Source organism: Pseudoduganella violaceinigra DSM 15887 (assembly GCF_000425385.1).
GTDB classification, from domain to species: domain Bacteria; phylum Pseudomonadota; class Gammaproteobacteria; order Burkholderiales; family Burkholderiaceae_D; genus Rugamonas; species Rugamonas violaceinigra.
The window spans coordinates 245596-272379 of the sequence record NZ_KE384356.1 but is presented as its reverse complement, the minus strand read 5'-3'; the positions used below and the strand labels follow the sequence as shown (position 1 = coordinate 272379).

At 62.0% G+C, this 26784-nt stretch carries 29 protein-coding genes; 8 read left to right on the top strand and 21 right to left on the bottom strand.

Features of this window, described 5'->3' with window-relative positions; all coding sequences use genetic code 11:
• Window positions 1–65: 65 nt before the first annotated feature.
• From H597_RS31470 to rarD, 5 genes are all read right to left on the bottom strand, one after another.
• Window positions 66–539 (bottom strand): DUF6265 family protein, encoded by a 474-nt coding sequence (locus tag H597_RS31470; RefSeq protein WP_051293893.1) that lies wholly within the window; start codon window positions 537–539, stop codon window positions 66–68.
• Between the two features lie 137 nt (window positions 540–676).
• Complete coding sequence (gene ettA, locus H597_RS0117830; protein ID WP_028103319.1) at window positions 677–2344, bottom strand: energy-dependent translational throttle protein EttA; 1668 nt, start codon at window positions 2342–2344, stop codon at window positions 677–679.
• Window positions 2345–2394: 50 nt separating this feature from the next.
• A complete protein-coding gene (locus H597_RS0117825; protein ID WP_154668157.1) occupies window positions 2395–3204 on the bottom strand; it encodes a hypothetical protein in 810 nt (269 codons plus the stop codon).
• A 16-nt stretch (window positions 3205–3220) separates the two neighbouring features.
• Complete coding sequence (locus H597_RS0117820; protein ID WP_028103317.1) at window positions 3221–4027, bottom strand: PEP-CTERM sorting domain-containing protein; 807 nt, start codon at window positions 4025–4027, stop codon at window positions 3221–3223.
• A gap of 158 nt (window positions 4028–4185) precedes the next feature.
• Window positions 4186–5061, bottom strand: a complete 876-nt coding sequence (gene rarD, locus H597_RS0117815; protein ID WP_028103316.1) for an EamA family transporter RarD — start codon at window positions 5059–5061, stop codon at window positions 4186–4188.
• Between the two features lie 132 nt (window positions 5062–5193).
• Here rarD and H597_RS0117810 point away from each other — a divergent pair, with 132 nt between their 5' ends.
• Together H597_RS0117810 and H597_RS0117805 are read left to right on the top strand one after the other, a co-directional pair.
• Window positions 5194–7074 carry a potassium transporter Kup gene (locus tag H597_RS0117810; RefSeq protein WP_028103315.1) on the top strand — a complete coding sequence of 627 codons (1881 nt, stop codon included), beginning with the start codon at window positions 5194–5196 and terminating at the stop codon, window positions 7072–7074.
• Window positions 7075–7183: 109 nt separating this feature from the next.
• Window positions 7184–7666, top strand: a complete 483-nt coding sequence (locus tag H597_RS0117805; protein ID WP_028103314.1) for an FKBP-type peptidyl-prolyl cis-trans isomerase — start codon at window positions 7184–7186, stop codon at window positions 7664–7666.
• A 48-nt stretch (window positions 7667–7714) separates the two neighbouring features.
• Here H597_RS0117805 and H597_RS0117800 read toward each other — a convergent pair whose 3' ends face one another.
• The 5 genes from H597_RS0117800 to H597_RS0117780 all read right to left on the bottom strand — a co-directional run bounded on the left by H597_RS0117800 (window position 7715) and on the right by H597_RS0117780 (window position 10356).
• Window positions 7715–8167: a GNAT family N-acetyltransferase gene (locus H597_RS0117800; protein WP_028103313.1), complete on the bottom strand. Its 453-nt coding sequence runs from the start codon at window positions 8165–8167 to the stop codon at window positions 7715–7717.
• 41 nt (window positions 8168–8208) lie between these two features.
• Window positions 8209–8502, bottom strand: a complete 294-nt coding sequence (locus H597_RS31465; protein ID WP_051293892.1) for a DUF4148 domain-containing protein — start codon at window positions 8500–8502, stop codon at window positions 8209–8211.
• Window positions 8503–8557: 55 nt separating this feature from the next.
• Window positions 8558–8986, bottom strand: a complete 429-nt coding sequence (locus tag H597_RS0117790; RefSeq protein ID WP_028103312.1) for an organic hydroperoxide resistance protein — start codon at window positions 8984–8986, stop codon at window positions 8558–8560.
• A 154-nt stretch (window positions 8987–9140) separates the two neighbouring features.
• Window positions 9141–9653: a thioredoxin family protein gene (locus H597_RS0117785; protein ID WP_028103311.1), complete on the bottom strand. Its 513-nt coding sequence runs from the start codon at window positions 9651–9653 to the stop codon at window positions 9141–9143.
• A gap of 1 nt (window position 9654) precedes the next feature.
• Window positions 9655–10356, bottom strand: coding sequence for a cytochrome c biogenesis CcdA family protein (locus tag H597_RS0117780; RefSeq protein ID WP_028103310.1), 702 nt, complete (start codon window positions 10354–10356; stop codon window positions 9655–9657).
• Between the two features lie 152 nt (window positions 10357–10508).
• Between H597_RS0117780 and H597_RS0117775 the strand changes: the two genes are divergently transcribed.
• The gene (locus H597_RS0117775) at window positions 10509–11249 is read left to right on the top strand and encodes a response regulator (protein ID WP_028103309.1); all 741 of its coding nucleotides are present in this window, start codon (window positions 10509–10511) and stop codon (window positions 11247–11249) included.
• Complete coding sequence (locus tag H597_RS0117770) at window positions 11246–12553, top strand: ATP-binding protein (protein ID WP_028103308.1); 1308 nt, start codon at window positions 11246–11248, stop codon at window positions 12551–12553. The genes H597_RS0117775 and H597_RS0117770 overlap by 4 nt, the downstream gene beginning before the upstream one ends.
• Here H597_RS0117770 and H597_RS0117765 read toward each other — a convergent pair.
• The 7 genes from H597_RS0117765 to H597_RS0117735 form a co-directional block, all read right to left on the bottom strand.
• Entirely contained in the window at window positions 12550–13548 is a 999-nt protein-coding gene (locus H597_RS0117765; RefSeq protein WP_028103307.1) for a histone deacetylase family protein, read from the bottom strand. The genes H597_RS0117770 and H597_RS0117765 overlap by 4 nt on opposite strands.
• A 3-nt stretch (window positions 13549–13551) precedes the next feature.
• Complete coding sequence (gene gshA, locus H597_RS0117760; RefSeq protein ID WP_028103306.1) at window positions 13552–15144, bottom strand: glutamate--cysteine ligase; 1593 nt, start codon at window positions 15142–15144, stop codon at window positions 13552–13554.
• Between the two features lie 111 nt (window positions 15145–15255).
• A complete protein-coding gene (prmC, locus tag H597_RS0117755) occupies window positions 15256–16086 on the bottom strand; it encodes a peptide chain release factor N(5)-glutamine methyltransferase (RefSeq protein WP_028103305.1) in 831 nt (276 codons plus the stop codon).
• A complete protein-coding gene (locus H597_RS0117750; protein ID WP_028103304.1) occupies window positions 16083–16553 on the bottom strand; it encodes a disulfide bond formation protein B in 471 nt (156 codons plus the stop codon). Before H597_RS0117750 ends, prmC begins: the two co-directional genes overlap by 4 nt.
• A 70-nt stretch (window positions 16554–16623) precedes the next feature.
• A complete protein-coding gene (prfA, locus tag H597_RS0117745) occupies window positions 16624–17700 on the bottom strand; it encodes a peptide chain release factor 1 (RefSeq protein ID WP_028103303.1) in 1077 nt (358 codons plus the stop codon).
• 79 nt (window positions 17701–17779) lie between these two features.
• On the bottom strand, window positions 17780–19054 hold the full coding sequence (gene hemA / locus H597_RS0117740) for a glutamyl-tRNA reductase (protein ID WP_028103302.1): 1275 nt from the start codon (window positions 19052–19054) through the stop codon (window positions 17780–17782).
• 54 nt (window positions 19055–19108) lie between these two features.
• The gene (locus H597_RS0117735) at window positions 19109–19798 is read right to left on the bottom strand and encodes a response regulator transcription factor (protein WP_028103301.1); all 690 of its coding nucleotides are present in this window, start codon (window positions 19796–19798) and stop codon (window positions 19109–19111) included.
• A gap of 193 nt (window positions 19799–19991) precedes the next feature.
• On the opposite strand from H597_RS0117735, the gene H597_RS31460 reads away from it, so the two are divergent.
• Window positions 19992–20498 carry a hypothetical protein gene (locus H597_RS31460; protein ID WP_035374587.1) on the top strand — a complete coding sequence of 169 codons (507 nt, stop codon included), beginning with the start codon at window positions 19992–19994 and terminating at the stop codon, window positions 20496–20498.
• Window positions 20499–20542: 44 nt separating this feature from the next.
• Here the strand turns inward: H597_RS31460 and minE are convergent, their stop codons facing one another.
• The 3 genes from minE to minC are packed head-to-tail and all read right to left on the bottom strand — an operon-like array spanning window position 20543 to window position 22386.
• Window positions 20543–20794 (bottom strand): cell division topological specificity factor MinE, encoded by a 252-nt coding sequence (gene minE / locus H597_RS0117725; protein WP_028103300.1) that lies wholly within the window; start codon window positions 20792–20794, stop codon window positions 20543–20545.
• A complete protein-coding gene (minD, locus tag H597_RS0117720) occupies window positions 20794–21609 on the bottom strand; it encodes a septum site-determining protein MinD (RefSeq protein ID WP_028103299.1) in 816 nt (271 codons plus the stop codon). Before minD ends, minE begins: the two co-directional genes overlap by 1 nt.
• Before the next feature lie 21 nt (window positions 21610–21630).
• Window positions 21631–22386, bottom strand: coding sequence for a septum site-determining protein MinC (gene minC / locus H597_RS0117715; RefSeq protein ID WP_028103298.1), 756 nt, complete (start codon window positions 22384–22386; stop codon window positions 21631–21633).
• 205 nt (window positions 22387–22591) lie between these two features.
• Between minC and H597_RS0117710 the strand changes: the two genes are divergently transcribed.
• Window positions 22592–22978 carry a RidA family protein gene (locus tag H597_RS0117710; protein ID WP_028103297.1) on the top strand — a complete coding sequence of 129 codons (387 nt, stop codon included), beginning with the start codon at window positions 22592–22594 and terminating at the stop codon, window positions 22976–22978.
• 2 nt (window positions 22979–22980) lie between these two features.
• Window positions 22981–23310 (top strand): hypothetical protein, encoded by a 330-nt coding sequence (locus H597_RS35730; RefSeq protein ID WP_028103296.1) that lies wholly within the window; start codon window positions 22981–22983, stop codon window positions 23308–23310.
• Between the two features lie 128 nt (window positions 23311–23438).
• Here H597_RS35730 and metE read toward each other — a convergent pair whose 3' ends face one another.
• Window positions 23439–25769: a 5-methyltetrahydropteroyltriglutamate--homocysteine S-methyltransferase gene (metE, locus tag H597_RS0117700; protein WP_028103295.1), complete on the bottom strand. Its 2331-nt coding sequence runs from the start codon at window positions 25767–25769 to the stop codon at window positions 23439–23441.
• A gap of 101 nt (window positions 25770–25870) precedes the next feature.
• Between metE and H597_RS0117695 the strand changes: the two genes are divergently transcribed.
• Window positions 25871–26779 (top strand): LysR family transcriptional regulator, encoded by a 909-nt coding sequence (locus tag H597_RS0117695; RefSeq protein WP_028103294.1) that lies wholly within the window; start codon window positions 25871–25873, stop codon window positions 26777–26779.
• Window positions 26780–26784 lie beyond the last annotated feature (5 nt).

The window sequence follows — 26784 nt, the reverse complement described above, 5'->3', positions numbered from 1 at the left end:
AAAGTACCGATCGAGGCCGGGCGCGACCATGGCAGCCTTGCGCTGCCCAAGTCCTTGTGCCCGCCTCACCTTCCAGTCGGACATTGCGTCCGCTGCATAGGGTAATCGAAGGATTTTTCCTTGCCCTTCGATACGCCTTCGATCCGCGCTTTGAGGCCATCGGCGCCATCGCGCTGGTAAACAATCCGCTGCGGGAAGTCATGTTGCGGGTTCTCAAACACCACCTCCCCATCGCCGATCGACTTGATCGGGAAAGCGGCTTCCGGCTGCCGGCCCGGCTTGGCCACATAGGACCAGATACCCGGTTCGGTTTCGCGGATCATGGTGTGTTCCCATTCCACCGTCTTGCCATCCTTGACGATGCGGGCCACGCCGAGCATGGTGCCGCCGGCGGGCAGGGTCCACATTTCCACCGAGCCCTTTTCCGCCCCCGTTTGCGACCAGCAACCGGCCAGCCAGGACAGCTTTTCCAGCGGTGCTTCGTGTGCGATCGCGCCTGCACTGGCTAATAGCAGGCCGCAAAGGAATTGCTTGCGCATATTGCCTTCCTCTTAAAACCGGTAAACCAGGGTCAGACCCAAGGGTCTGACCCTGAATGATCTCGCGGCTAACCTTGACCGCTGGCTTCGGCACAACGGGGTCTGACCCTTGGGTCAGACCCTGCCTTACCGGTTTCTTAGCCGTGCAGCGGCTTATAGCGGATACGCTTTGGCTTGGCACCTTCCTCACCCAGGCGTTTCTTCTTGTCGGCTTCGTATTCCTGGTAGTTACCGGCAAAGAAGCTGACCTGGGAATCGCCTTCGAAGGCCAGGATGTGGGTCGCGATACGGTCCAGGAACCAGCGGTCGTGGGAAATCACCATCACGGAACCGGCGAATTCCAGCAGCGCATCTTCCAGCGCACGCAGGGTTTCCACGTCCAGGTCATTGGACGGTTCATCCAGCAGCAGGACGTTGCCGCCCATCAGCAGGGTCTTGGCCAGATGCAGCCGGCCACGCTCACCGCCGGAGAGGTTGCCGACGATTTTCTGCTGGTCCGAGCCCTTGAAGTTGAAGCGGCCGCAGTAGGCGCGCGACGGCATTTCGAAACGGCCCACGCTCAGGAGGTCGGCGCCGCCGGACACTGCCTCGAACACGGTCTTCTCGTTGTCCAGTTTGTCGCGGCTCTGGTCCACCAGGGAAATCTTGGCAGTCTTGCCGATGACCACTTCGCCGCTGTCCGGCTGCTCGAGGCCGGCGATCATCTTGAACAGGGTCGACTTACCGGCCCCGTTCGGGCCGATGATGCCGACGATCGCGCCTGGCGGGATGATGAAGGACAGGTTGTCGATCAGCAGGCGGTCGCCAAACGACTTGGTCACGTTCTTGAACTCGATCACATCGTTACCCAGGCGTTCCGCCACAGGGATGAAGATCTCCTGGGTCTCGTTGCGCTTCTGGTATTCGTATTCGCTCAGTTCATTGAAACGCGCCATACGGGCTTTGGACTTGGCTTGGCGTGCCTTCGGATTCTGGCGCGACCATTCCAATTCCTTCTGCAGCGCTTTCTGGCGTGCCGATTCGGTGGCTTCTTCCTGCTTCAGGCGGGCCTGCTTCTGGTCCAGCCAGGAGGAGTAGTTGCCTTTCCATGGAATGCCATGGCCGCGGTCCAGTTCCAGAATCCATTCGGCAGCGTTGTCCAGGAAGTAGCGGTCGTGGGTGATGCCGACCACGGTGCCTGGGAAGCGCACCAGGAATTGCTCCAGCCATTCCACGGATTCGGCATCCAGGTGGTTGGTCGGCTCGTCGAGCAGCAGCATGTCAGGCTTGGACAGCAGCAGCTTGCACAGCGCCACGCGGCGCTTTTCACCGCCGGACAGCACGCCAATCTTCTGGTCCCACGGTGGCAGGCGCAGCGCGTCGGCGGCCATTTCCAGCTGCAGGTTCAGGTTGCCGCCGTCGGCCGCGGCGATGATCGATTCCAGGCGTTCCTGCTCCTTGGCCAGGGCGTCGAAGTCTGCATCTTCTTCAGCGTAAGCGGCGTACACGGCTTCCAGCAGGGCTTGCGCGTTGAAGGCTTCGCCCAGGCCGGATTCCACTTCCTGGCGCACGGTTTTTTCAGGATCCAGCTGCGGTTCCTGCGGCAGGTAGCCGATGTTCAGGCCCGGCATCGGGCGTGCTTCGCCCTGGATATCGGTGTCGATGCCCGCCATGATCTTCAGCAGGGAGGATTTGCCGGAGCCGTTCAGGCCCAGCACGCCGATTTTGGCGCCCGGGAAGAAAGACAGCGAAATGTCCTTCAGAATCTGGCGTTTCGGTGGGACGATTTTGCCCACGCGGTTCATGGTATAGACGTAATTGGCCACGGTATGTGTTCTTGTCGGTTCGTAAAGGCGCTAGTTTAGCAAAACAACGGTCAGCCGGCCCATGGCAATTCTTTGATCAGTCCGTCGCTTGTGTCCACGTCGACAGCGGGAAGCCAGCCGCAACCGCCATCCGACGTTTCTACGCGATAGCTCCTGGATTCGGCGTCATAGAGAGTTACGCGGACGTACGCATTTGGCAGAACCGATTTTGCCGGGCACTCTGCGCCTTGCAATTGAAACGTTTTCGCCGCAGCGCCAGAGGCGGAAAGGCTGAACTTGTTATCTTTTACTGCGACAAGCGCGGTACCCTCCAAGTTCAAGAAATACCGGTCTTCTTTGTCCCAAAAACCTTGCCAGGTAGTGACTCTGACCTCACCACCGCTGGTGAGTGGGGCTTGGCAAGTCGGACCAGAGTTGAATTTCAAGAGTGGAATAAGTTTATGCCCCACATAGGACAGCAAATGGTGAATGCACCAAGCCGGCTCCTGGGTTGTGAGGAGGAGTTGCCGTTGTCGGCGTTCGCGGTCAAGCGCGACTACGCGTAATTCGGGAACATCGAGCTCGGCGGAAAAGAACTCGGCAGAATACTTTGCAGTGCCAATTGTCACAGCAGCCCGCGAGCGGCCGGCTTCCGGAGTCGGAAACGTCGAAACTTTGATGATTTCCGCTTTCCCATCTCCGTCAAGATCTACGCGTAAGCTGGACAACTCGCCAGCCGGGACCGATCCCGCAGCGAACAAACAAATAATGGCAATGATCGCCGTTCTGATGTGCATTTCAACCTTGCATTCCGACTTTTGGGGTAGCGATTTTAACCAATCGCCCATAAAAAAACCCGGCGCTTGCCGGGTTTCTTCCATGCCGGGGAGCGGCTTTTTATGCCTTGCGGCGGCGCACCGTAGCCAGGGCAGCCAGGCCCAGGCCGGTCAGCAGCAGGCTGGTCGGAACAGGGACCTGCACGTCGTCGGCCGGGTTGGCTTTTTCGGCCACGAAGTCCAGGCGCACGTCGTAGACCTTGAACTGGCCCAGATAGGAGCTGATGGACAGGTTCAGGATGCCATCCGCACCGAGGTCGCCCAGGGCCTTGGCGTCGAGGTCCAGCAGTACTTCCAGCGCGCCGCTGACGGACAGGTAATGGTCGCGGTTGCGGTGGTAAAAGAAGTTATAGCCGCCATTGTCGCTGCCAGTGGTCTTTTCCCATACCCGGCTGCCGTAATCGGTGGTGCTCTCGTTAAAGTCGCTGACCGAATCGCTTTCGGACGCGTCACCCGCCTTGACCACCATGGTGTCGGCCACCAGGTCGAGGTGATTGTTGGTTGCGTATTTGACGTGGTTCTTGTCCGTCACCGTCTTGGTCGTGCAGTTCTTGCCGTTGGGGTTGCAGGACTTGTACTGGTGGGTGGTAGTCGCTTCCTGGACATAGCCACCGCCTCCGGTCGCAAACACGGGGGCGTAATCCGGATCGGAGAAGCCGGTCACCGTCAGCAAGCCGGAAACGATCGAATTGCTGGCAAAACCGGTGCCGGCAAGCAAGCTGTTCACGTTGACCTGGACATTCTGGCTTTGACCGTTCGTCAGCGTATTGCCGAGCAAGACCGTGCTGGTGAGCGAAATTTGAGCGGCCTGTGCGGATACAGCGCAGAGCAGGGCGGCGATACCGGCGACGATTCTTGTGCTTTTCATTGACGACTCCATGTTGGACTATTGGATACCAACTGATAAGCATAAAGTGTGCCCGAAGGCCTTTCCTTTACGCATGTCCTTGATCCGTATGCGAAACTTTATTGAGCGATGGAAATTGCAGTTATGCGAGTACCAAACGATGTAAAGTTTCTCGACACTCAAGTCGTTTTTCTGCTGATCAACCAACCCTCGAGCATGTAGATCAGCAGCGCGCTCCAGATGAACAGGAAACCTGCCAGGCGGGTGGATGAAAACGCCTCGTGAAAGACCCAAACGCCGAGCAGCATTTGCAGCGAAGGCGACATGTATTGCAACATCCCCAGCACCGACATCGGGATGCGGCGCGCCCCGGCCGCAAACAGCAGCAGCGGAATGGCCGTGGTTGGGCCGGCAGCCGCCAGCAGCCAACGCGTGCTGTCGGACTCGGCGTTCAGGAACACGCTCTGCCCGTGAACCACCAGCCAGCCGAGGTAGGCCACCGCCAGCGGGAAGAGGATCAGGGTTTCAAACGAGAGTCCTTCGAGCGCCGCCAGCGCGGCAGTTTTGCGCAGCAGGCCATAGGCGCCAAAGCTCAGGGCCAGCACCAGGGCGATATAGGGTACCTGGCCAGCCTGCCAGGTCAGCCAGGCGACGCCGGTGGCCGCCACGCCGATTGCAAGCCATTGGCCGCGGCGCAGCTTTTCCTTCAGCACCAGCATGCCCAGCAGCACATTCACCAGGGGATTGATGAAGTAGCCCAGGCTGGCATCCACCACATGGCCGTTGTTCACCGCCCAGATGTAGACGAACCAGTTCGCGCTCAGCAGGAAAGCGCTGGCCAGGAAACTGGCCACCACCTTGGGTTTGCGCAACACGTCCGGCAGCCATTTCCATTGGCGGCGCACGGTCAGCACGAGCATCAGGAAGACCAGCGACCAAGCCATGCGGTGCGCGAGGATTTCCGACGCGGGCACATTCTTGATCGCATGGAAATAGAGCGGGAAGAGTCCCCAGGACAGGAAAGCGCCTGCGGCGTACAGCATGCCGGTATTCATGAGAGCAGTGATTTTCTTTGCGTAAAGGTGGAAAATAGCACATTCGCCAATTTTTCACCGGCGATGTAAAAAACTTGCAAAAGGCCGATAACTGGCCTATTGTGCGATGCACCAAAACCACTTTTGGGTGAAATCTTGTCTGAACATAAGAAAAGCAGCGTCGCAGCGTTGACGCTTGCAGCCATTGGCATTGTCTATGGCGATATCGGTACCAGCCCCCTCTATACCCTCAAAACCATCTTCGACCCGGCCCATGGCCTGCCGCTGAACCAGGAAAACCTCCTCGGAATCGTCTCCCTGATCTTCTGGGGCCTGACGATGATTGTCTCCCTTAAATATGTCACCTTGATGTTACGCGCCGATAACCGCGGCGAAGGCGGCATCATGGCCCTGATGGCGCTGGCACTGAACTCGGTGCACAAGGCTGCGCCGAAATGGCATTTCCCGCTGCTGTTGATTGGCACGTTCGGCGCGACCATGTTTTACGGCGACAGTGTGATCACGCCGGCGATTTCGGTGCTCTCGGCGATCGAGGGTCTGGAAGTTGCCGCGCCCGGCCTGGAAAAATTCATCGTTCCGCTCACCATCCTTGTGCTGGTCAGCCTGTACGCCGTGCAGCGCCACGGGACGGCCGGCATCGGCCGTTTCTTTGGCCCAATTATGGCGCTGTGGTTTGTGGCGCTGGCGGCGATGGGCGTCGTCAATATCGTCAAAGAGCCGGCGATTTTGGCAGCGCTGAATCCGGTGCATGCGTTCACCTTCCTGTTCTCGCATGGGATGGTGGCGTTCGTGGCCCTCGGTGCGGTCGTGCTGGCGTTCACCGGCGCGGAAGCCTTGTACGCCGACATGGGTCACTTCGGCAAGAAGCCGATCCGCTTTGCCTGGTTCCTGGTCTGCTTCCCGGCGTTGGCGGTGAACTATCTGGGCCAGGGGGCGCTGCTGATCAAGGATCCGACGGTGATTTCCAACCCGTTCTTCAACCAATTGGGTAGCTGGAGCGTGATCCCTCTGGTGATCCTGTCGACGGCCGCTACGGTGATTGCATCGCAGGCGACGATTTCTGGCACCTTCTCGATGACAAAGCAGGCCATCGCGCTGGGTATGCTGCCGCGCATGCGCATCCAGCACACCTCGGAAAGCGAAATGGGCCAGATCTACATTCCTGTTGTGAACTGGCTGCAATTGATTGTCGTGCTGATTGCCGTGGTAGGGTTCCAGTCTTCGGATGCGCTGGCCGGCGCCTACGGCATCGCGGTCACGGCGACCATGCTTGCGACCACGATCCTGACTTTCTTCGTGACCCGTTACCGCTGGAATCTGCCGCTGGCCTTGTGCTTTGGTGCGACCGGCTTCTTCATTGTCATCGATATCACGCTGTTCTCCGCGACTTCGCTGAAGCTGTTCCACGGCGGCTGGTTCCCGCTGCTGCTCGGTACGGCGCTATTTACGACCATGCTGACGTGGCGCACGGGCCGTGGCCTTGTCTTCAAGAACCTGGAGAAGCACGCGATTCCGCTGGAAGCCTTCCTCGATTCGCTGTTCACGGATCCGCCGACGCGTGTACCCGGTACGGCAGTCTTCCTGCGCGGCGAGAGCGATGGCGTGCCGCATGCGCTGCTGCATAACCTCTCTCACAATAAGGTGATCCATGAACGCGTGGTGTTCTTCACCGTGCACATTATCGAAGAACCTTATGTACCGCCTGCGGAGCAGGTAAAGGTCACGCCGCTGGGACATGAGTGCTATCAGTTGAACATCAACTACGGCTTCAAGGACGAGCCGGATGTGCCGGCCATCATGGCGCTATGTGAAGCCAAAGGCCTGAAGTTCGAGATGATGGAAACCTCGTTCTTCATCGCCCGCCAAACCGTGATTTCGACACCGGGCGACGGCATGGCCCCGTGGCGCGAGCATCTGTTCGTGGCCATGTCGCGCAACGCTCGCGCGGCGGCCGACTACTACCAGATCCCGCCGAACCGTGTCATTGAACTCGGCACGCAGGTTGAAATCTGACCTGGGAAATTTGTAACGTTTTTATCCCGGTGGGGAATGGACTGGGGCAGTCTGCTACACTCCTGCTCCAATATCCACCCCCACTGACCAAGAAATAGGCAAGACTGAAATGAAGAATATGTTCAAAGTTATCGCTTCCATGGCATGCGCGCTCGCGCTGGCAGCTTGCGGCGGTGGCCACAAAAACGACGTCGACACCACGGTTCCTGCGCAGCCGGCCTTTAAGGCAAGCGACAACACGGTAGGTAGCGGTACTGTCGCCACCGCTGGCAAGCTGGTGACCGTCAATTACACCGGCTACCTGTACGACGAGAAAGCCGCGGGATTCAAGGGCCAGCAATTCGAGACCACGTTCTCCGCTGATGTGACGAAAACTCCGAACTCTCCGATCGCCTTTGTCCTGGGGAGTGGCAGCGTGATCGTCGGCTGGGACCAGGGCGTCGTTGGCATGAAAGTGGGCGGCTCGCGTACCCTGATCATTCCCGCCAGCCTGGCCTATGGCGCACAGGCGAGGAAGTCCGCTACCGGCGTGGTGATTCCGTCCAATTCCGCCCTGGTGTTTGACGTGACCCTGGTCGCCGTTGGCCAGTAAGAGACTGCGGCATCATTCGAGAAGCGGCCCGTGTGGCCGCTTTTTCGTTTACCGCAGCATTTCCAGGTGGGGAATACCGTCTTCGTCGTATGGTTCGCCGACTGCCTGGAAGCCGAAGCTGCCATAGAATTTTTCGAGATGGGCCTGGGCGCCGATGCGGATACGGTGCCCCGGGTGCAGCAGCTCGGCGCAGCGGATGCCTTCCGCAACCAGCTGCCGTCCGGCGCCGCTGCCTCGCGCAGCCTGGGTGGTCAGCACGCGTCCCAGCGACATTTCAGGGTATTTGATGCCCGGTGCGATGCAGCGCAGGTAGGCGGCCAGCGTGCGCTTGCCCCCGGTTTGCTGCCAGCCGAGCAGGTGATGGGCGGCTGCATCATAGCCGTCCATATCGGAATAAAAACACTGCTGCTCGATGACGAAGACCTCTTGCCGCTGACGCAGCATGTCGTACAGGTCCGTGTTGGGAATGCTGTTGAAGTCCAGCCACTGCCATTCAATCATTGGTCGCCTCGCATATGGGGAGGCGACCATTTTATGCCAGCTTACTGCGCCTTGAGGATCTCGCCGCCAGAAGTGGCGGAGGCCAGTTCGGCCTTCACTTGCGCACGCATTCTGCCGTGCAGCGGCGATGCGAAATCCAGCGGATACAGCTCGCCGGTCAGGATGTCGCCGCGGCGCAGGGCGGCGATGGTTTCAGCCTTCACTTCAGCGCGGGTTTTGGTCGAGACAAACGTGAAATCGGATTGGTAGCTTTCACCGGTATCGGGCGGCGCTGCCTGGGCGGCAGTGGAAAGGGCCAGGGCGGTGGAAGCGATGAGGGCTGCAAAGGCTTTCATGATATTTCTCCTCTGGGATGGGCGCGGCCGCCGTGGCCGCCGCGCCCTGCGCTGCTTATTCGATGGTCAGGGTGACGTCGATATTGCCGCGTGTCGCGTTCGAGTACGGGCACACGATGTGGGCGGCGTTCACCAGTTTTTCCGCGGTTGCGCGGTCCAGGCCAGGCAGGGAGATCTTCAACTCCACTTCGATGCCGAAGCCGGTTTCGATCGGGCCGATGCCGACGGTGGCATTGATCGACGTGTCCGCCGGTACGGCGATCTTGTCGCGGCCGCCAACAAACTTCAGGGCACCGATGAAGCAGGCCGAGTAGCCCGCTGCGAACAGTTGCTCCGGGTTGGTGCCGAAGGCGCCGTTGCCGCCCAGTTCTTTAGGCGTGGTCAGCTTGACGTCCAGTGCATTGTCGCTGGAGACGGATTTGCCTTCGCGGCCGCCGGTCGACGTTGCGTTGGCGCGGTACAGGATGTTGGAGATCTTTGCCATGGTGAAGTTCCTTTATCAATGATAGTGAGCGATTAACTAGTGTGCTATTTGTTTCGGGCTTAAGGGGCGGTGTTGGCTGCCCATGTCCACACTATAGATAGCGCGCGATTTAATTGCAAGCTATTTTTGAAAAATCTTTCGCTCATGGCGGAACTCACTCGGCTTGCGCCAGCAATTGCTGGATTCTCGCTTCAGTTTGTTCGTATTGCCCTTCACCAAAGTGGGTATACACCACTTGCCCTTTCTTATTGATCAAATAGAAAGCCGGCCAGTAGCGGTTGTTGTACGCATTCCAGGTTGCGTAGCGGTTATCCTGGGCCACTGGATAACGTATGTCGAAGCGCTTCAAAGCGGTGCGCACATTGTCGGTTTTGCGCTCGAACGCGTATTCCGGCGTATGGACGCCGATCACGACCAGACCCTTGTCCTTGTACTTGTCGTGCCACTTCACGACATGCGACAGGGTGTTGATACAGTTGATGCAGTCATAGGTCCAGAAATCCACCAGGACCACTTTGCCGCGCAGCTGCTTCATGGTGAGCGGTTCGCTGTTCAGCCATTGGATGATGCCGCTGAATTCGGGGGCCTCGGCAGGCGCCGTGGCAGCGCCGGCGCTGGCGCCCAGAAGTGTTGCCGCGGCGACCAGCAGTTTCAGGTAGTTTTTCATGTCACAGTCCTTTCAGGGTTGGGAGGTGTTGCGCGGCCCAGGAATAGGCCAGGGTGTCGTATTGCAGGTAGATCGCAACGGCCGTGGCGAGCACCAGCAGGCCGAAGACCTGCTGCAGCCGATGGGCGTGGCGGGCCACCGCGCGTACCCGCTGGGTAGCGTACTGGCCGCCGTAAATGATGCCGAGCATGGGCACCGCTGCGCCGATGGCGTACAAAGTCAGCAGCAAGGCCGACCAGGCGGGATCCTGGGCTTTCACCACCAGCACCAGGATCGAGGCCAGCACCGGGCCGGCGCAGGGCGTCCACACGGCGCCCAGTGACATGCCGAGCAGGAAGGCGCCGCCGTTGCCGCCATCGTCATGGCGCGGAGCGGAAGTGGCGCTGCGGCCCGGCAGGCGGGCCAGCAGCCATTCGTAGGGCGCCGGCCAGACGCGGAACAGGCCCGAGAGCGCGAGCAGGAAGATGGCGCTATTGCGCAGCACGTCCTGCGCCACTTCGACCGCGGCGGAGACGGCGCCCAGCAGCATGGCGACGCTGGCAAAGCTCAGGATAAAGCCGGCCACGATGAAGAGCGGGCGGCGGCGGTTGCGCTGGTTGACGCCGGAGCCCAGCAGGATTGGCAGCATGGGCAGCACGCAGGGCGAAGCGATGGTCAGCAAACCGGCCAGGAAGGCCAGCGGCGTGTCGAGCGGGTTGGTCATGGTCGGCTCCGTGTCTGGGGATGACGCTATTGGACCGCGGCCAGGTATCCGGCATATGTCGCCGCTCCCCGCCAGTGCAATGTTTTGTGTCCTTGCGCGGGCTGTACACACTGGGATACAAATCTCGCGGCGGCATTGGGTATCATGGCTTCATGGAAAACCAAGACCACATCCTGATCGTCGACGATGACCGCGACATCCGCGAGCTGATCGGCGCGTATCTGCAAAAGAATGGATTGCGCACCTCGCTGGCGGCGAATGGCCGCCAGATGCGCTCCGTGCTCGAAGACGACACCCCGGACCTGATCGTGCTGGATCTGATGCTGCCGGGCGAAGACGGCCTGACCCTGTGCCGCGACCTGCGCGCCGGTAAGCACAAAGCCGTCCCGGTACTGATGCTCACCGCCCGCAACGAGGAGACCGACCGCATCATCGGCCTGGAAATGGGCGCCGACGATTATCTGCCCAAGCCCTTTGCCGTGCGCGAACTGCTGGCGCGCATCAACGCCGTGCTGCGCCGCACGCGCATGCTGCCGCCGAATATGCAGGTCAATGAATCGGTGCCGATGCTGGCCTTCGGCGATTGGCGCCTGGACACGGTGGCGCGCCACCTGCTCGACGCCGACGGCACCCTGGTGGCGCTGAGCGGCGCCGAATACCGCCTGCTGCGCGTCTTCCTCGATCATCCTCAGCGCGTGTTGACGCGCGACCAGCTGCTGAACCTGACCCAGGGCCGCAATGCCGACCAGTTCGACCGCTCGATCGACCTGCTGGTGAGCCGGGTGCGCCAGCGCCTGCGCGACACGGCGCGCGAACCGCGTTATATCAAGACGCTGCGCAGCGAGGGCTATGTCTTCTCGGCCGCCGTGACGCTGGCGGCAGGCGAGCCATGAGGCGCCCGCGCTGGCCGCGCAGCCTGTTTGCACGCCTGGTCCTGCTGCTATGCCTCGGCGTGGCGGTGGCGCAGGGCCTGTCGTTCTGGCTCACCATGCGTGAGCGCAACGAGGCCACCACCAATATGATGATGGGCTATATCGAGCGCGAGGTCACCACGTCGGTGGCGCTGCTCGATGCCTTGCCTGCGGCCGCGCGGCCGGAATGGCTGCCGCGCCTGGCGCGCCGCAGCTATGAATTCCGGCTGGAGGAATGCGACGAATCGCTGCCGCACCTGCGGGTGCTGGAAGCCAATGCCGTGCGCTCGTTTGAAGAGGGGGTGGGCAAGCAATACAAGCTGACCGTGCACCAGATCATCGGCGAGCATGAACGCTACCAGGTGCACTTGCGCCTGAGCGACGGCATGCCGCTGACGATCGACTTCCGCCCCATGCGGACCGTGCCCATGTCGCCCTGGTTCGGCGCGCTGATGGCCGCGCAGCTGGCGGTGTTCGCCTTCTGCTGCTGGCTGGCGGTACGCCTTGCCACGCGGCCGCTGGAGCAGCTGGCGCAGGCCGCCGATGCGCTTGGCCCCGACATGCAGGGGGCCCACCTGCCCGAGAAGGGGCCTTCGGAAGTGGCGCGCGCCGCGCGCGCCTTCAACGCCATGCAGGAACGCATCGCCGGGTATATGGCGGAGCGCATCCAGATCCTGGCATCCATCTCGCACGACTTGCAGACGCCGATCACGCGCATGCGCCTGCGGGTCGACATGATGGACGACGAGTCGCAGCAGTCCAAGCTGCGGCAAGACCTGCAGGCCATGGAGCAGCTGGTGAAGGAAGGCGTGGCCTATGCGCGCACGCTGCACGGCACCAGCGAGGCGCCGACGCGCATCGATCCGGATGCGCTGCTGGACAGCATGGTGCACGACTACACCGATGCCGGCCACCAGGTCGCGCTGCGCGGCGCGGTCGGGCGGCCGATGGAATTGCAGCCGCAGGCTTTGCGCCGGGTACTGGGCAACCTGATCGATAATGCGCTGAAATTCGGCGGCGCGGCCGACGTGGAGGTGGAAACGGCGGCGGAGCAGGGCGGCATCGTGTTGCGCGTGCTGGACCGGGGACCGGGAATTCCCGAAGAATCCCTGCAGGCTGTCTTCGAACCCTTCGTGCGGCTGGAATCTTCACGCAGCCGCGAGACCGGCGGCACGGGGCTGGGACTGGCGATCGCGCGCCAGCTGGCAACGGCCATGGGCGGCTCGCTTACCTTGCACCAGCGTGACGGCGGCGGTTTGGAGGCGCGGCTGGCGCTGCCCGGCTAAACCTGGGCGCAGTCGAAGCCTTCCAGCACATTGACAATATTGGTGCCCAGCTCGCGCAGCGGGCTGCCGCCTTCCAGTACGAAGGTGGTGGGCAATCCCAGCCAGGCCAGGCGTTCGCCGGCGCGCAGGAAGTCGCCCGCCTGCAGGCCGAATCCGCCATGCGCTTCGCCGGAGAAAATGTTCCCGCCCAAGGCCACGACCAGCGCCTCCGGGCGGTACATATTGAGCCGCAGGCAAGCCGTTTCCAGCGCCGCGAACCAGTCGGCGGCGCCGGCGCCTGGTGCCAGCGGCAGGTTGACGTTGCAGCCGGCGCCCGCTGCGCCGCCGGTTTCGTCGGCATGGCCGGAAAACCAGGGGAAAGCATGGCGCGGATCGGCGTGGATCGACAGGCACAGGACTTCGGCGCGTTCATAGAAGATGCCTTGGGCACCGTTGCCGTGATGGTAGTCGAGGTCGAGAATCGCCACGCGCGCCATGCCATCGTCGAGTAAATGCTGCGCCGCCAGCGCAGCGTTATTCAGGTAGCAGCCGCCACCGCAAAAGTCGGCGCCGGCGAGGTGGCCCGGCGGCTGCGTCAGCGCAAAACTCGCCCGTTCGCCGACACGCAGGGCGTGCGCCGCGTTGACGGCGCAATCGGCGCCAGTCTTGGCCGCCGTCCAGGTGCCCGCCGTGATGGCGGTGGCAGCGTCCATCGAGTACAGACCAAGGCGCGCGGCCAGGTCGGCCGGTTCGATGTCGGTACGGAAGGTGCGTACCGGCCATTGTGTCGCCACCGCCGGCGCGGGCGCCTTGCCGGCCGCCGACCACTCGCTCCACGCCGTGCGCAGAAAGTGCAGGTAGCGCGGCGCATGCGTGCGTTCCAGCGCCATCAGCGGCACGCCATGCGGCGTGACGATCTGGCCCAGGCCGCGTCTTCCAAGCTCGGACAGTACGCCTTCCACGCGCTGGGTGTGACCTGCGTGCTGGGCGTGCTGTTCGTTATAGAAGGTGAGCAAGGTTCAGGTGCAATGGTTCGGGCAAAGATTGCTGGCGCGGTAGGCCTTGACGTAGTCGTCGAAGCTGCCGGTCTGGGTGCGTTCCAGTGCTTCCTGCTCCGCGATCGAGACGCGCGCCATTTGCGTGAAGCGCGCCACATCTTCCGCGCTTGGCGGATGGCTGCGGAAATAGGCGGCGTGCTTCTCGCTCTGGTGCAGGCCGAAAGCGGTGAACGACTTGCCGTTGTCGCGCAGCGCCTGCAGCACGCGCGCCGACGGCGTGGTGTCCGGGTCGTGCAGCTTGGCGGCCTGCGCTTCCAGCGCCGCCATGTGTTCACGTCCGCCGTGCTCGCGGTCCAGCAACTCGGCCACCGGCTTGAAGCGCTCCAGCAAATCCAGGCCCCACTGCTTCAGCGTGACTTCCTCGCCGGCGCGGGTCAGGGTCAGGCCCGGGCGGCGGCCCTCCTTCACGGTGCGCGCGAAATTGCGCGCCAGCAGTGCGCCATGCTCCGGCGTGATCAGCGGGCTTTCCTCCAAGGCGCTGAACAGGAGGAAGACATCGAGGAAGCGGCCGGTCTGCACATTGATGCCGACCGGTTCGAACGGATCCACGTCCATGCAGCGCACTTCGATGTACTGCACGCCGCGGTTGCACAGCGCCTGGATCGGGCGCTCGCCGGTATTGATCACGCGCTTCGGCCGGATGGTCGAGTAGTACTCGTTCTCGATCTGGATCACATTGGTCGATAGCTGCACCCACTCGCCATCGACCTTGGTGCCGATCTTCGCATACGGCTCATAAGGCTGGTTGACGGCCTTGGTCAGCGTGGCCACATAGGAATCCAGGCTGTTCTCGTGCGGATGCAGGCCCGACTGGGCTTCGTTCTGATAACCGAGGTCGCTCATGCGCAGGCTGGTCGCGTACGGCAGGTACAGCGTATCGGCGGACAGCTTTTCCAGCTTGTGCGGGCGGCCGCGCAGGAAGCCCTCCGCCAAAGCCGGCGAAGCGCCGAACAGGTACATCAGCAGCCAGCTGTAGCGGCGGAAGTTGCGGATCGCCGCCAGGTAGGCTTCCGACTGGTAGGCCTTGGCCGAGATGTGGGTCGCGCCCTCGTTCTCCGCCAGGACGCGCCACAGGCGCTCATCGAGCGAATAGTTGTAGTGGATGCCGGCGATGCACTGCATCGCTTTGCCGTAGCGCAGCGCCAGGCCGCGGCGGTACACATGCTTCAGCATGCCCAGGTTGGACTTGCCATACCAGGCGATCTCGATCTCTTCCTCGCCGGGCAATTCGCAAGGCATGGATTGGCTCCACAGCATTTCCTTACCGAGCTTGGTGTAGCTGAAACGGTGGATCGCGTCGAGCTTTTCCAGCGTGATGGCGATGTCTTGTTCGGCCGGGGTGATGAACTCCAGCAGGGTTTCCGCGTAATCGGTGGTGATGTGGGGATGCGTCAGGGCCGAGCCAAGCGGCAGCGGATGCGGCGTCTGCGCAAGGCGGCCGTCCGGCTGCACCCGCAGGGTTTCTCGTTCGATGCCGCGCAGGCCGCCGCCCAGCACCGCACGGTGCTTATCGTCGGCCAACAGGGCCAGGCGGCGCGTCAATAGATTGGACAATTTGCTTCCTTTCCGATGCAGCAAATCAAATTGGTGCGAGATTAACCGAAAACCGAAAAGCGCGTACGAGGCCCCCCGAAAAACGGCCGGGAAGCCGCATATTGCCGTATTTTACCCGGGCCGGCGGCCGCCGCTGACCCGTTCGATGCCGGCCAAATCCTGCCAGCTTTGCACAGCAGTGTAACCGGCGGACGACAGCAGGCCGCGCACGGCCGCCGACTGGTCATAGCCATGTTCCATCAGCAGCCAGCTGCCCGGCGCCAGCTTGGCGGGGGCGCCGGCAATGATGGTGCGCAGGGCGCTCAAGCCATCGGCAAAGTCGGTCAGCGCAGCGCTTGGTTCGAAGCGCAGGTCGCCCTCGGACAGGTGGCGGTCGCCATCGGCGATATAGGGAGGATTGGAAACGATGAGGTCGAACTGCTCGCCGTCGACAGCGCCATACCAGTCGCTGTGCAGGAAGCGCACCTTGGCGTTGTTGCGCTGCGCATTGCGGCCGGCCACGGACAGCGCCTCCCGGCTCACGTCCAGCGCCGTCACGCTTGCATCCGGCCGGCTATGGGCGATGGCGACAGCAATGGCGCCGCTGCCGGTGCCCATATCGAGCACCTTGCCGCGCGGCGGCAGGCGCACCAGCGCCAACTCCACCAGCAATTCCGTATCGGGGCGCGGGATCAGCACCGCCGGCGTGGTTTCGAAATCCAGGCCGAAGAATTCGCGCTGGCCGATGATATAAGCCACAGGCTCGCCGTCATGGCGGCGCTGCAGCAACTGCGCTATACGGGCCGCCTCGTCGGCGCTCAGCGCGCGGTCGGACTGGGTGATCAGAGCAGTGCGGCTGATGCCCAGCGCATGGCATACCAGAATGCGCTGGTCGACCGGGTCGAGCAGCGGCTTGCGCTGCAAGGCGCCCAGCGTCATCCCGGCTGCGACCTGGTCCTTCATGCGCGCTTACGCAGCACCAGCCAGGCCGCGCCAATGGCCAGAATGCCGAACCAGATGCAGGACCACATCGGAATCACCAGGCCAAAGAACTTCTCGTTGGCGTCTTGGCACAGGCCTTCCGCGTAGAACAGCCAAGGCAGGTATTCGGAGGTCGGGATTTTGTTCAGCATCGTTTCCATCGGATCGATGCCGCAGGACAGGCCCGGGTGGGCCAGGATCCACAGCTGCTTGATGGCCACGCCCAAGCCACCGAGGGCGGCCAGCAGGCCAGCGCCGGCAGCCAGCTTGGGCTTGGCGGTAAACGCGCCCACCAGGGCCGCCAGGCCGATGGCGATGAACAGGTAGCGCTGGATCACGCACAGCGGGCAAGGCATCAGGTACAGCACGTGCTGCAGATACATTGCGGCACCGATCATGCCAAAGCTCACAAAGGCGATCGCCAGCAAGACGTTACGGTTGCTCATCATCATCTTTTATCAAAGTTGAAAATCCGGCCAATTCTCGCATAAAGCCCTGAAGGCTACCTTAAACCAAGCCTTAATCGCCCAAGGCCGCCAACTGCTCGGCCTGGTGCTCGGTGGTCAGGGCCGTGGTCAGTTCGCCCAGATCGCCGTCCATGATCATGTCCAGCTTGTACAGCGTCAGGTTGATGCGGTGGTCGGTCATCCGGCCTTGCGGGAAATTGTAGGTGCGGATGCGTTCGCTGCGGTCGCCCGAGCCGATCAGGCTCTTGCGGGTGGCCGCTTCCTTCGATTGCTGCTCGCGCAGCTGCACGTCCTTGATGCGCGCCGCCAGCACCTTCATCGCGGACGCCTTGTTCTTGTGCTGCGAGCGGTCGTCCTGGCACTCCACCACGATGCCCGACGGGATGTGCGTGATGCGCACAGCGGAATCGGTCTTGTTGATGTGCTGCCCGCCGGCGCCGGAAGCGCGGTAGGTGTCGATGCGCAGGTCGGCCGGGTTGATGTGGACGTCCTCCACTTCATCGGCTTCCGGCATCACCGCCACGGTGCAGGCCGAAGTGTGGATGCGGCCCTGGGTCTCCGTGGCCGGCACGCGCTGCACGCGGTGGCCGCCGGACTCAAACTTCAGCTTGGAGTACGCGCCGTTGCCGATGATGCGGGCGATCACCTCGCGGTAGCCGCCAAGATCGCTTTCCGACGCCGACACGATCTCCACCTGCCAGCGCGAACGCTCGGCGAAGCGGGTGTACATGCGCAGCAGGTCGCCCGCGAACAGGGCCGATTCGTCGCCGCCGGTGCCGGCGCGGATTTCGAGGAAGATATTGCGCTCGTCGTTTTCATCCTTGGGCAGCAGCATCTTCTGCAAATCCAGCTCCAGGCCGGCCAGGCGCGCCTTGCCGCCTTCGATTTCCTCCTGCGCGAATTCCTTCATGTCGGGATCGGACAGCATGGCTTGCGCATCGTCGATGTCGCCCAGCACCTGCAGGTAATCCTTGTACAGCGCGACCAGCGGCTGCAGTTCGCTGTGCTCGCGCGTCATCTTGCGGTAGCTGTCCATATTCGACGTGGCGCCTTCGGACATCAGCAGTTCGTCCAGTTCGACCAGGCGGTTTGCCAGTTGGTCCAGCTTGGCCAGCATTGATGGTTTCATTCGGATCCTATGCGGAGGAGCGCCCAGTGGCGCGAGAAAACGGAAGAAGAGCCGCGCAAGCGGCAGCGGGAAGGCGCCGCTAACGGCGGCCGCGGAATAATTGCGGCAGCAGCTCGGCCAGCTGGGCGCGTTCGTCGCCCTGGGCGCGGTGCAGCGCCTGCTGCGGACCGTGCATGAACTTTGCGGTCAGCCCCTTGGACAGCGCCTCGAGCACCGCATCGATCGGCTCGCCCTTGGCCAGCAGCTTGCGCGCGCGTTCCAGTTCCAGCAGGCGGATCACTTCGCTGTTCTCCTGCAGGCCCTGGATCACCGGCACCACGGCGCGGTCGTCGATCCAGTGCATGAACGATTGCACGCGCGTTTCAATGATCGCTTCCGCCTGGGCCACGGCGGCCTGGCGGTTTTCCATACCGGTTTGCACCACCTTGCCCAGGTCGTCCACGGTGTACAGGAAGACGTCGTTCAGGCGGCCCACTTCGGCCTCGATATCGCGCGGCACGGCCAGGTCGACCATGAACATCGGCTTGTGGCGGCGCGCCTTGATGGCGCGTTCCACCATGCCCAGGCCGATCAGCGGCAGCGAGGAGGCGGTGCAGGAGATGACGATATCGTATTGCTGCAGCTGGCTGCCCAGCTCCGCCAGCCGCATGGCCCGGCCGTTGAAGCGGTGCGCCAGGGCTTCGCCGCGTTCCATGGTGCGGTTGGCCACGGTAATCGATTTCGGGTTCTGCGCCGCGAAGTGCGTGGCGCACAGCTCGATCATTTCGCCGGCGCCGATGAACAGCACGTTCTGTTCGGAGATCGTGTCGAAGATGCGCTGCGACAGGCGCACGGCGGCCGCCGCCATCGATACGCTGTGGGCGCCGATTTCGGTGGTGCTGCGCACTTCCTTGGCAACCGAGAAGCTGCGCTGGAACAACTGGTGCAGGTAGGTGCCGAGTCCGCCCGCTTCATCGGCGGTGCGGATCGCATCCTTGATCTGGCCCAGGATCTGGGTTTCGCCCAGTACCATCGAATCGAGGCCGGAGGCGACGCGGAAGGTATGGCGCACGGCATCGTGCTGCGGCAGCATGTACAGGTGCGGGCGCAGCTCGGCGTAGTTCAGTTTGTGGAAATCGGCCAGGAATTGCGCGCCGGCGTCGAGCGGGTGGGCGGCATTGCTGGCGGCGTACAGCTCGGTACGGTTGCAGGTGGACAGGATGGCCGCTTCGTCGCCGCCCTTGGAATCCGCGTGGGCAAACCAGTTGCGCGCCGCCGCCACCGCCGTCCCCAGCTGCTCAGGCGCGAACGCCAGCCGTTCGCGCAAGGCGACGGGTGCTGTGGTGTGGTTGAGGCCGACGGCGAGAAGTTGCATTTCGGTATGGGCGGGCGATTCCAGACGCCATTATACCTTGCTGGGGTTTCGCTCTCAGGCGCCGAGCTTTTCCAGCCGGTAGCCGTAGCTGTACACCGGCACCAGGCGGAAGCCGTTTTCCGGCTTTAACTGCAGCTTATTGCGGACGCGGGAAACGTGGGTATCCATGGTGCGCGAGGGAACTTCGGTTTCGCGTATCCACACCGCTTCATGGATGTAGGCGCGCGAGAGCGGACGGCCAATGTTGCGGAAAAACAGCAAGGCCAGGTAGAACTCTTTATGGGTCACGTCTAGCACTTGCCCATCCATCAACAGGCGGCCAGGACGGGTTTCAAAGACGTATTGGCCGAACTGCAGCTGTTCGGCGCCATTCTGGCTGGGGTAGGCGAGGCGCAACTGGGCCTGGACGCGCGCCACCAGTTCGGCGCGCCGCAGCGGCTTGACCAGGAAGTCTTCGGCGCCGACCGTCAGGCCGGCGACGATATCGTCTTCGCCGGAGCTGGTGGTCAGGAAGATGACCGGGCCGTTTTCAGGCAGTTTTTCGCGGGCCTTGCGCACCAGTTCGGCAGGCTCCATATCGGCAACCTGCCAGTCGAGGATCAACATGTCGCAGCTATCCTTGCGCATATTGGCCAGCAAGTCCTTGGCGCTCTGGTAGCCATGGCAGGCATGGCCGGCAGAAGTCAGGACCTGGCAGATGAGGTCTGCCTGGCTTCGGTCAGCATCAAGGACAACGATTCTCATGGTTCTTTACAGCAAAATGTTAAGAAGCAGTCACACGAATATAACAGAGTTTTACAAGAAATAGTTACCAATTTGATCAAATATTGCCCTGTGGTACTACTCTTAGGCTGCCGTGTGAGGCCAGCTCCCGCTCACACGGTACACTGCTTGGACGGCCAGCACAACGAGATGCCGGCCGATTGGGAGTCTGAGCATGGAAAATGACTGGATTGTGCTGCCCTCGACGGAGGCCGATATCGATGCCGTCCGCGAACGTTGCCGGCGCCTGGTGCGGCGCCGCGCCGCGCTGTCGGCCGGCGTGGCCGCGGTACCGATTCCCGGCATCGACGTGGTGTCGGATCTGCGCCTGTTCACCCGGCTGATTGACGATGTGAACCATGAGTTCGGCCTGTCGCCGGCCCAGATCGACCGCATGCAGCCCAAATTGAAGCTGATCGCCTACGAAGCCGTGGTCAGCCTGGGCGGCATGCTGGTGGGCAAGGTGGTGACGCGCGAGCTGGTGGCGACGGTGCTCAAGCGCAGTGCGGGCAAGGTAGCGGCCAAGCAGGCGGGCAAAATGGTGCCGATTGCTGGTCAAATTGTGTCCGCGACTATTGGTTTCTTTGCCTTCCGGCAGATTGGCTACCAGCACGTGGAGGCTTGCGCCAAAGTGGCAAGGCAGGTGCTGGCGGGGGCCCAACACCGGCCAACCAGTGTCTGACCCGCTGGGTCAGACAGGCATCCGGTGGCCGCGGTTTTGCCGCTTCAAGCGTCCGGCAAGACGACGTTCACGTCCAGCACTTCAAGATTCCCCTGGCGATCCAGGGAAATCTTGATGTCGTCCGCCGACACCTTGGTGTACTTCGAAATCACTTCAATCAGTTCTTTGTGCAGCGCCGGCAGGAAATCCGGTCCCGCGCGGCCATTACGCTCGCGTGCGATGATGATTTGCAAGCGCTCCTTTGCCGCGACCGCCGTCTTCGGCTTGTTCTGGAACAGGAAAGAGAGCAGGGCCATTATTTAGCTCCAAAGATACGCTTCAGGAAACCAGGCTTTTCATAGTCGGTAAACTTCAGCTCAACTTCTTCGCCCAGGAAGCGCGACACCACATCGGTGTAGGCTTCGGCCACATCCGTACCTTTGAAGTGGATTGCCGGGTTACCCTGGTTGGAAGCATGCAGCACTTGCTCCGACTCGGGGATGATGCCAATCAAAGGAATGCGCAGGATTTCCTGGACGTCTTCAAACGACAGCATCTCGCCCGCTTCCACGCGCTTCGGCGAGTAACGGGTGATCAGCAAGTGTTCCTTGACCGGATCGCCGCCGGACAGGGCGCGGCGCGACTTGGCCTGGATGATGCCGAGGATGCGGTCGGAGTCGCGCACCGAGGACACTTCCGGATTGGTCACGATCAGGGCTTCGTCGGCGAAGGTCAGCGCCATCAGGGCGCCATGTTCGATACCGGCCGGCGAGTCGCAGACGATGAAGTCGAAGTCCATCTTGATCAGCTCGGCCAGCACGGCTTCCACGCCATCTTCAGTCAGAGCATCCTTGTCGCGGGTCTGGGACGCCGGCAGGATGAACAGGTTCTCGCAGTGCTTGTCCTTGATCAGGGCCTGGTTCAGGGTGGCTTCCTTGTGCACCACGTTGATCAGGTCATACACAACGCGTCGTTCGCAACCCATGATCAGGTCCAGGTTGCGCAGGCCGACGTCAAAGTCGATGACGACGGTTTTGTGGCCGCGCAGGGCGAGGCCGGTGGAGAAGCTGGCGCTGGAAGTCGTTTTGCCGACACCGCCCTTGCCGGACGTAACTACAATAATTCGTGCCACAAAGAATCCTTTACTGAACTGTTATTTTGCGGAATTGACAGATTGTATCTCCAGACTATCGCCGTTCAGCCGGATTTGTACCGGCTTGCGTGCGTTTTCGGTCGGGAAACCATCTTCAAAAGTACGGTAAACACCCGCGATCGAGACCAGTTCGGGGCTCATCGACAGAGCGAAAATACGGGCCGAGGCGTTGCCGGAAGCACCTGCCAGGGCACGGCCGTTCAAAGTGTTGTAAACGTGAATACTGCCATCCGCGATGATCTCGGCGCCGTTGTTCACGACCGCCATCACGATCAGGTCGCCGCCACGGGCGTAGATGCGTTGGCCGGCGCGAACCGGGGTGTCGATGATCATGGTGCCGCTGAAAGCTGGTGCCGCTGGCGCCGCTACCGGAGCCGGGGCCGGCGCAGGGGCCGGCGCTGGCTTCGGGGCAGTGACGATGGGCGGTTCTTCCCGCTTGCCGCTGTCCAGTTGCAGGCCGTGTTGCTGGATTTCTTCCACCATCTCCGGCTTGGCGTTGCGCACGGCCACCGGATTCAGGCGGTATTTTTTCAGGAGGGCGATTGTTGCCGCCCAGTCAATTCGTTCGCCGCCTGGCGCCAGGTCGCCAACGTCGATCACCGCCAGGTCTCCCTCGAAGAAATCGGAAACGCCGCCGGTCATCTCATGCATGGCGGCGTCGAGGGTGGCGAGGTCGCTCGTGTACATAATGGTAGACACGGCGACAACGGTGGAAATCTTGATTTCGATAGGCTTCTGGAACTTACTCTTAGGCATGTCAATCGCAAGGTAACGGGCTGGACCCAGGCTGGGTGCATTGTACTTTGCTTAAGCTTGCTTGGGGAGGCTGATCCTAGTGTTTATGCGGCTTTCAGGCTAGTTGTGTTATGTTAACATTTGTAATAAAACTAACTATCTTTGAAGGGGAAACAGATGGCGACAGGCATCAAACTGAACAATTCTTGCAGGATGAGGTAACGCCATGCCAAGAACCCTGGTCGAAACCAACTTATTCCCGCCGATCGGTCCCTACAGTCATGTCGTCAAGGCTGGCGGGCAGGTTTTTATCTCGGGCACGCCCGGCGTCGATCCTGGGACCGGGCAGCTCGCCGGACCGGATGCCTATACGCAAACGCGGCAGACGTTGAAGAATATCGCGGCCATGCTGGCATCGGCAGACGCTGGCCTGGATGACGTCGTGCATGTCCAGGTCAATATGGTGGACGTGGCCGAGTTTGCGGAAATGAATCGGGCTTATGCCGAGCTGTTTGCCGAGCCCTATCCGGCCCGCACCGTAATCGGGGTTGCCGCCCTGCCCAAACCGGGAGCGCGCCTCACCATGAATGTGATCGCAGTCCCCAAGAACTGATCATGGACAACAAGTCACGTTTTGCGAGGTTGGCGGAAACGCTGGCCGGCGAGCCGGGTGTGGACTTCGGGCAAGGCGGTAAGAAGGGCTTCGGTTCCTCGGCGCTGAAAGTCAATGGAAAGATCTTTGCCATGGTGTCGGCCGCAGACGAATTCGTGGTCAAGTTGCCGCGTACCAGGGTTGACGAGCTCGAAGCGTCGGGCATCGGCCATAAGTTCGACCCGGGTCACGGGAAATTGATGAAGGAATGGCTGGCACTGAACCCGCAAGCCACGGGCCAGTGGACCAGCCTGGCGCAGGAAGCACTGCGTTTTGTCGGCGGCGCCAAGTGATGCTGGTGGATAACGCGCAGTTTGCGCTGCTGCAGCCGTCGCTTGAGGCCATTCCTGATTGTTGAGCGGTCCGAAGAGCTTGTTCTTGGCTTGCACAATCAAGGGACCGCCTTCAAACCAAGGATGTCTCAGCTCGGCTCCAGTTCCGCGCGCAGTTTTTGGGCTGCCGCAACCATGTTCTGCAAGGCGGCCGCAGTTTCGGGCCAGGCGCGGGTTTTGAGTCCACAGTCGGGATTGACCCATAGCTGTGCTGGCGGCACGACCCGGGCCGCCTTGCGCAGCAGGTCCGCCATTTCCTCGCTGCCGGGCACACGCGGCGAGTGGATATCGTACACGCCGGGACCGATCTCGTTCGGATAGCGGAAGCTGGCGAACCCACCAAGAAGCTCCATCGCCGAGCGGCTCGATTCGATGGTGATGACGTCCGCATCCAAGGCCGCGATCGCAGGCAGGATATCGTTGAACTCGGCATAGCACATATGGGTATGGATCTGCGTCGCATCGGCCGCAACCGCCGCGCTGATGCGGAAGGCCTTGGTGGCCCAGTCCAGATAAGCGTCCCAGCGGCTGCGGCGCAACGGCAGGCCTTCGCGCAAAGCGGGCTCATCGATCTGAATGATGGCGATGCCGGCATGCTCCAGGTCGCGCACTTCATCGCGAATCGCGGCGGCAATCTGCTGCGCCGTATCCGCGCGCGCCTGATCGTCCCGCACAAAAGACCATTGCAGAATCGTGACCGGCCCGGTCAGCATGCCTTTTACCGGCTTGCCGGTCAGGCTTTGCGCGAATTGCGCCCAATGCACGGTCATCGCTTGCGGGCGTTGCACGTCGCCGTAAATGACCGGCGGCTTCACGCAGCGGGAGCCATAGGATTGCACCCAGCCGTTGGCCGTGAACGTGAAGCCGTCCAGCTGCTCGCCGAAATACTCGACCATATCGTTGCGTTCGGCTTCACCATGCACCAGTACGTCCAGGCCGAACTCTTCCTGCTGGCGGATGGCGTGTTCGATCGCTTCGCGCATCGCTTGCTGGTAAGCAGCGGGGGGCAATTCGCCGCGCTTGAAGGCGGCACGTGCGGTACGGATTTGCTGCGTTTGCGGGAAGGAGCCAATCGTCGTGGTCGGGAAGGCTGGCAGCCGCAGGCGTTCCCGCTGCAGCTGCTGCCGTTGCGCGAACGGGGCGTGGCGGCGCGCGGCGGCGGGGTCGCACGCCAAGGCGGCCATACGCTTTGCCACGTCCGCGTTGTGAACCCGGGCGCTGGTGCGGCGGCTCGCCAGCGCTGCGCGCGCCTCGGCAAAGCCTCTTGCCACCTGGCCTGACACGCGCTCATCCGCGGACAAGGCTGCCTTGAGCAGGGCCAGTTCCGCCAGCTTCTCTTCGGCGAATGCCAGCCATGGTTTTACTTCTTCATCGAGCGATGTTTCGGCCGCCAGGCTGAATGGCACATGCAGCAGGGAGCATGAGGTCGATAGCCAGACCGGGCCGGTACGCTTGGCAAGCACCGGCATCAGGGTAGCGAGCGCCGTATCGAGGTCGCTACGCCAGATGTTACGGCCATCGATGATGCCGATCGACAGCGTCTTGTGCGCAGGCAGCCAGTCGGCCACGCTGGCCAGTTCGCTGGCGGCACGGACGGCGTCGACGTGCAGACCGGCGACCGGCAGGCGGCAGGCCAGGCTGACGTTTTCTTCCAGCGGCGAGAAGTAGGTGGCGACCATCAGCTGGGCACCGGACTGGTTGAGCAGCCAGTAGGCCGGTTCGAAGGCATTGCGCCAGGCGTTGGGCAGGTCGAGGCCGAGGATAGGCTCATCCAGCTGCACCCAATCCGCGCCGGCGACGCGCAGCTGCATGAGCAGGCGGCTGTATTGCGGCAGCAGGCTATCGAGCAGGTCCAGGCGCTGGAATCCATCCCTGGCATTGCGCTCCTTGCCCAGCCACAGGAAGGTCAACGGGCCGAGCAGGACCGCCTTCACCCGGTGGCCCGCCGCGCGCGCCTCGGTGACTTCGTCGAGCAACTGCTTGCTGTGCAGCTCGAACGCGGTCGATTCGTCGAATTCCGGCACCAGGTAGTGGTAGTTGGTGTCGAACCACTTGGTCATCTCAAGTGCCGCACCATTATGGCCGCAGCCGCACTGTTCATGTGCGCTGTCGCCCCGCGCCATTGCAAAATAGCGCGCCAGCGGCGCTTCGCCCCCGGTAAAGCCGAAGCGGCTCGGTTCGCAGCCGAACAGCTGGACATGGTTCGCCACGTGGTCGTACAGGGCAAAATCGCCCACCGTCACACAATCCAGGCCGTGCTGGCGCTGCGTCGACCAGTGCTGGGCACGAAGCTTGCTCGCCGTTTCCTGGAGCGCCGCTTCACTCGCTTCACCGCGCCAGAAGCGTTCGAGGGCGAATTTCAGTTCACGCGCTGCGCCGATGCGCGGGTAACCGGGAATATGGGTCTGTACCAGTTTCATTTTTGTCATGCTTAAGAAATATTGATGAAGTACAGTTTGCGGCATGGCGGCATATAATAAAAACGAAACTTATTGCGCATCAACTTGAAAACTTTTCATACATGCTCGAGATTCGTCACTTGCGCACGCTGTCTGCGCTTCGCTCCTCCGGTAGCCTGGTCAAGGCAGCGCAACTGCTGAACCTGACGCAGTCGGCCTTGTCGCATCAAATCAAATTGCTGGAAGATCGCTACGGTACGCCACTCTTTGAGCGGAAATCGATGCCGATCGGCTTCACGGCCACCGGCGAGCGCCTGCTGAAGCTGGCCGATACCCTGCTGCCTGAAGTGGAACGCGCCGAGCGCGATGTGCTGCGCCTGTCGCAGGGCGACACCGGCCAATTGCGCGTCGCGCTTGAATGCCATACATGTTTCGATTGGCTGATGCCAGTGATGGATGCCTTCCGCACCCGCTGGCCGGAGGTGGAAATCGACCTGGTCTCCGGCTTCCACAGCGAACCGGCCGACCTGCTGCGCAATGGCCTGGCCGACCTGGTGATCGGCTCGGACTACAGCGCCGATTACTCCACCTTCCCGCTGTTCCGCTTCGAGATCCTGACGGTCATGGCGCAGAAGCACCGCATGGCCCAGCTGCGCCGCCTGTCGGCCCAGGACTATGAGGGCGAAACCTTGATTACCTATCCTGTGCCGGAACAGCGCATCGACCTGATCCGTGAAGTGCTGCGTCCGGCCGGCGTGCAGTACCAGCGCCGCACCGCCGAGCTGACGGTCGCCATCCTGCAGCTGGTGGCCAGCCGCCGCGGCGTCGCCGCGCTGCCGAACTGGGCCATCAAGAATTATGTGGACTACGACTATGTGGTGGCGCGCCCGGTGGGCGAGACCGGCTTGTGGAGCGACCTGTTCGTCTCGGTGCCGCCGGCCTTGCAGCATAAGGCTTACGTCAACGACTTCGTCAACGTGATACGCGAGCAGTGCGCCGCCTCGCTGGACGGTATCAAGTTATTGTCGTGACATCG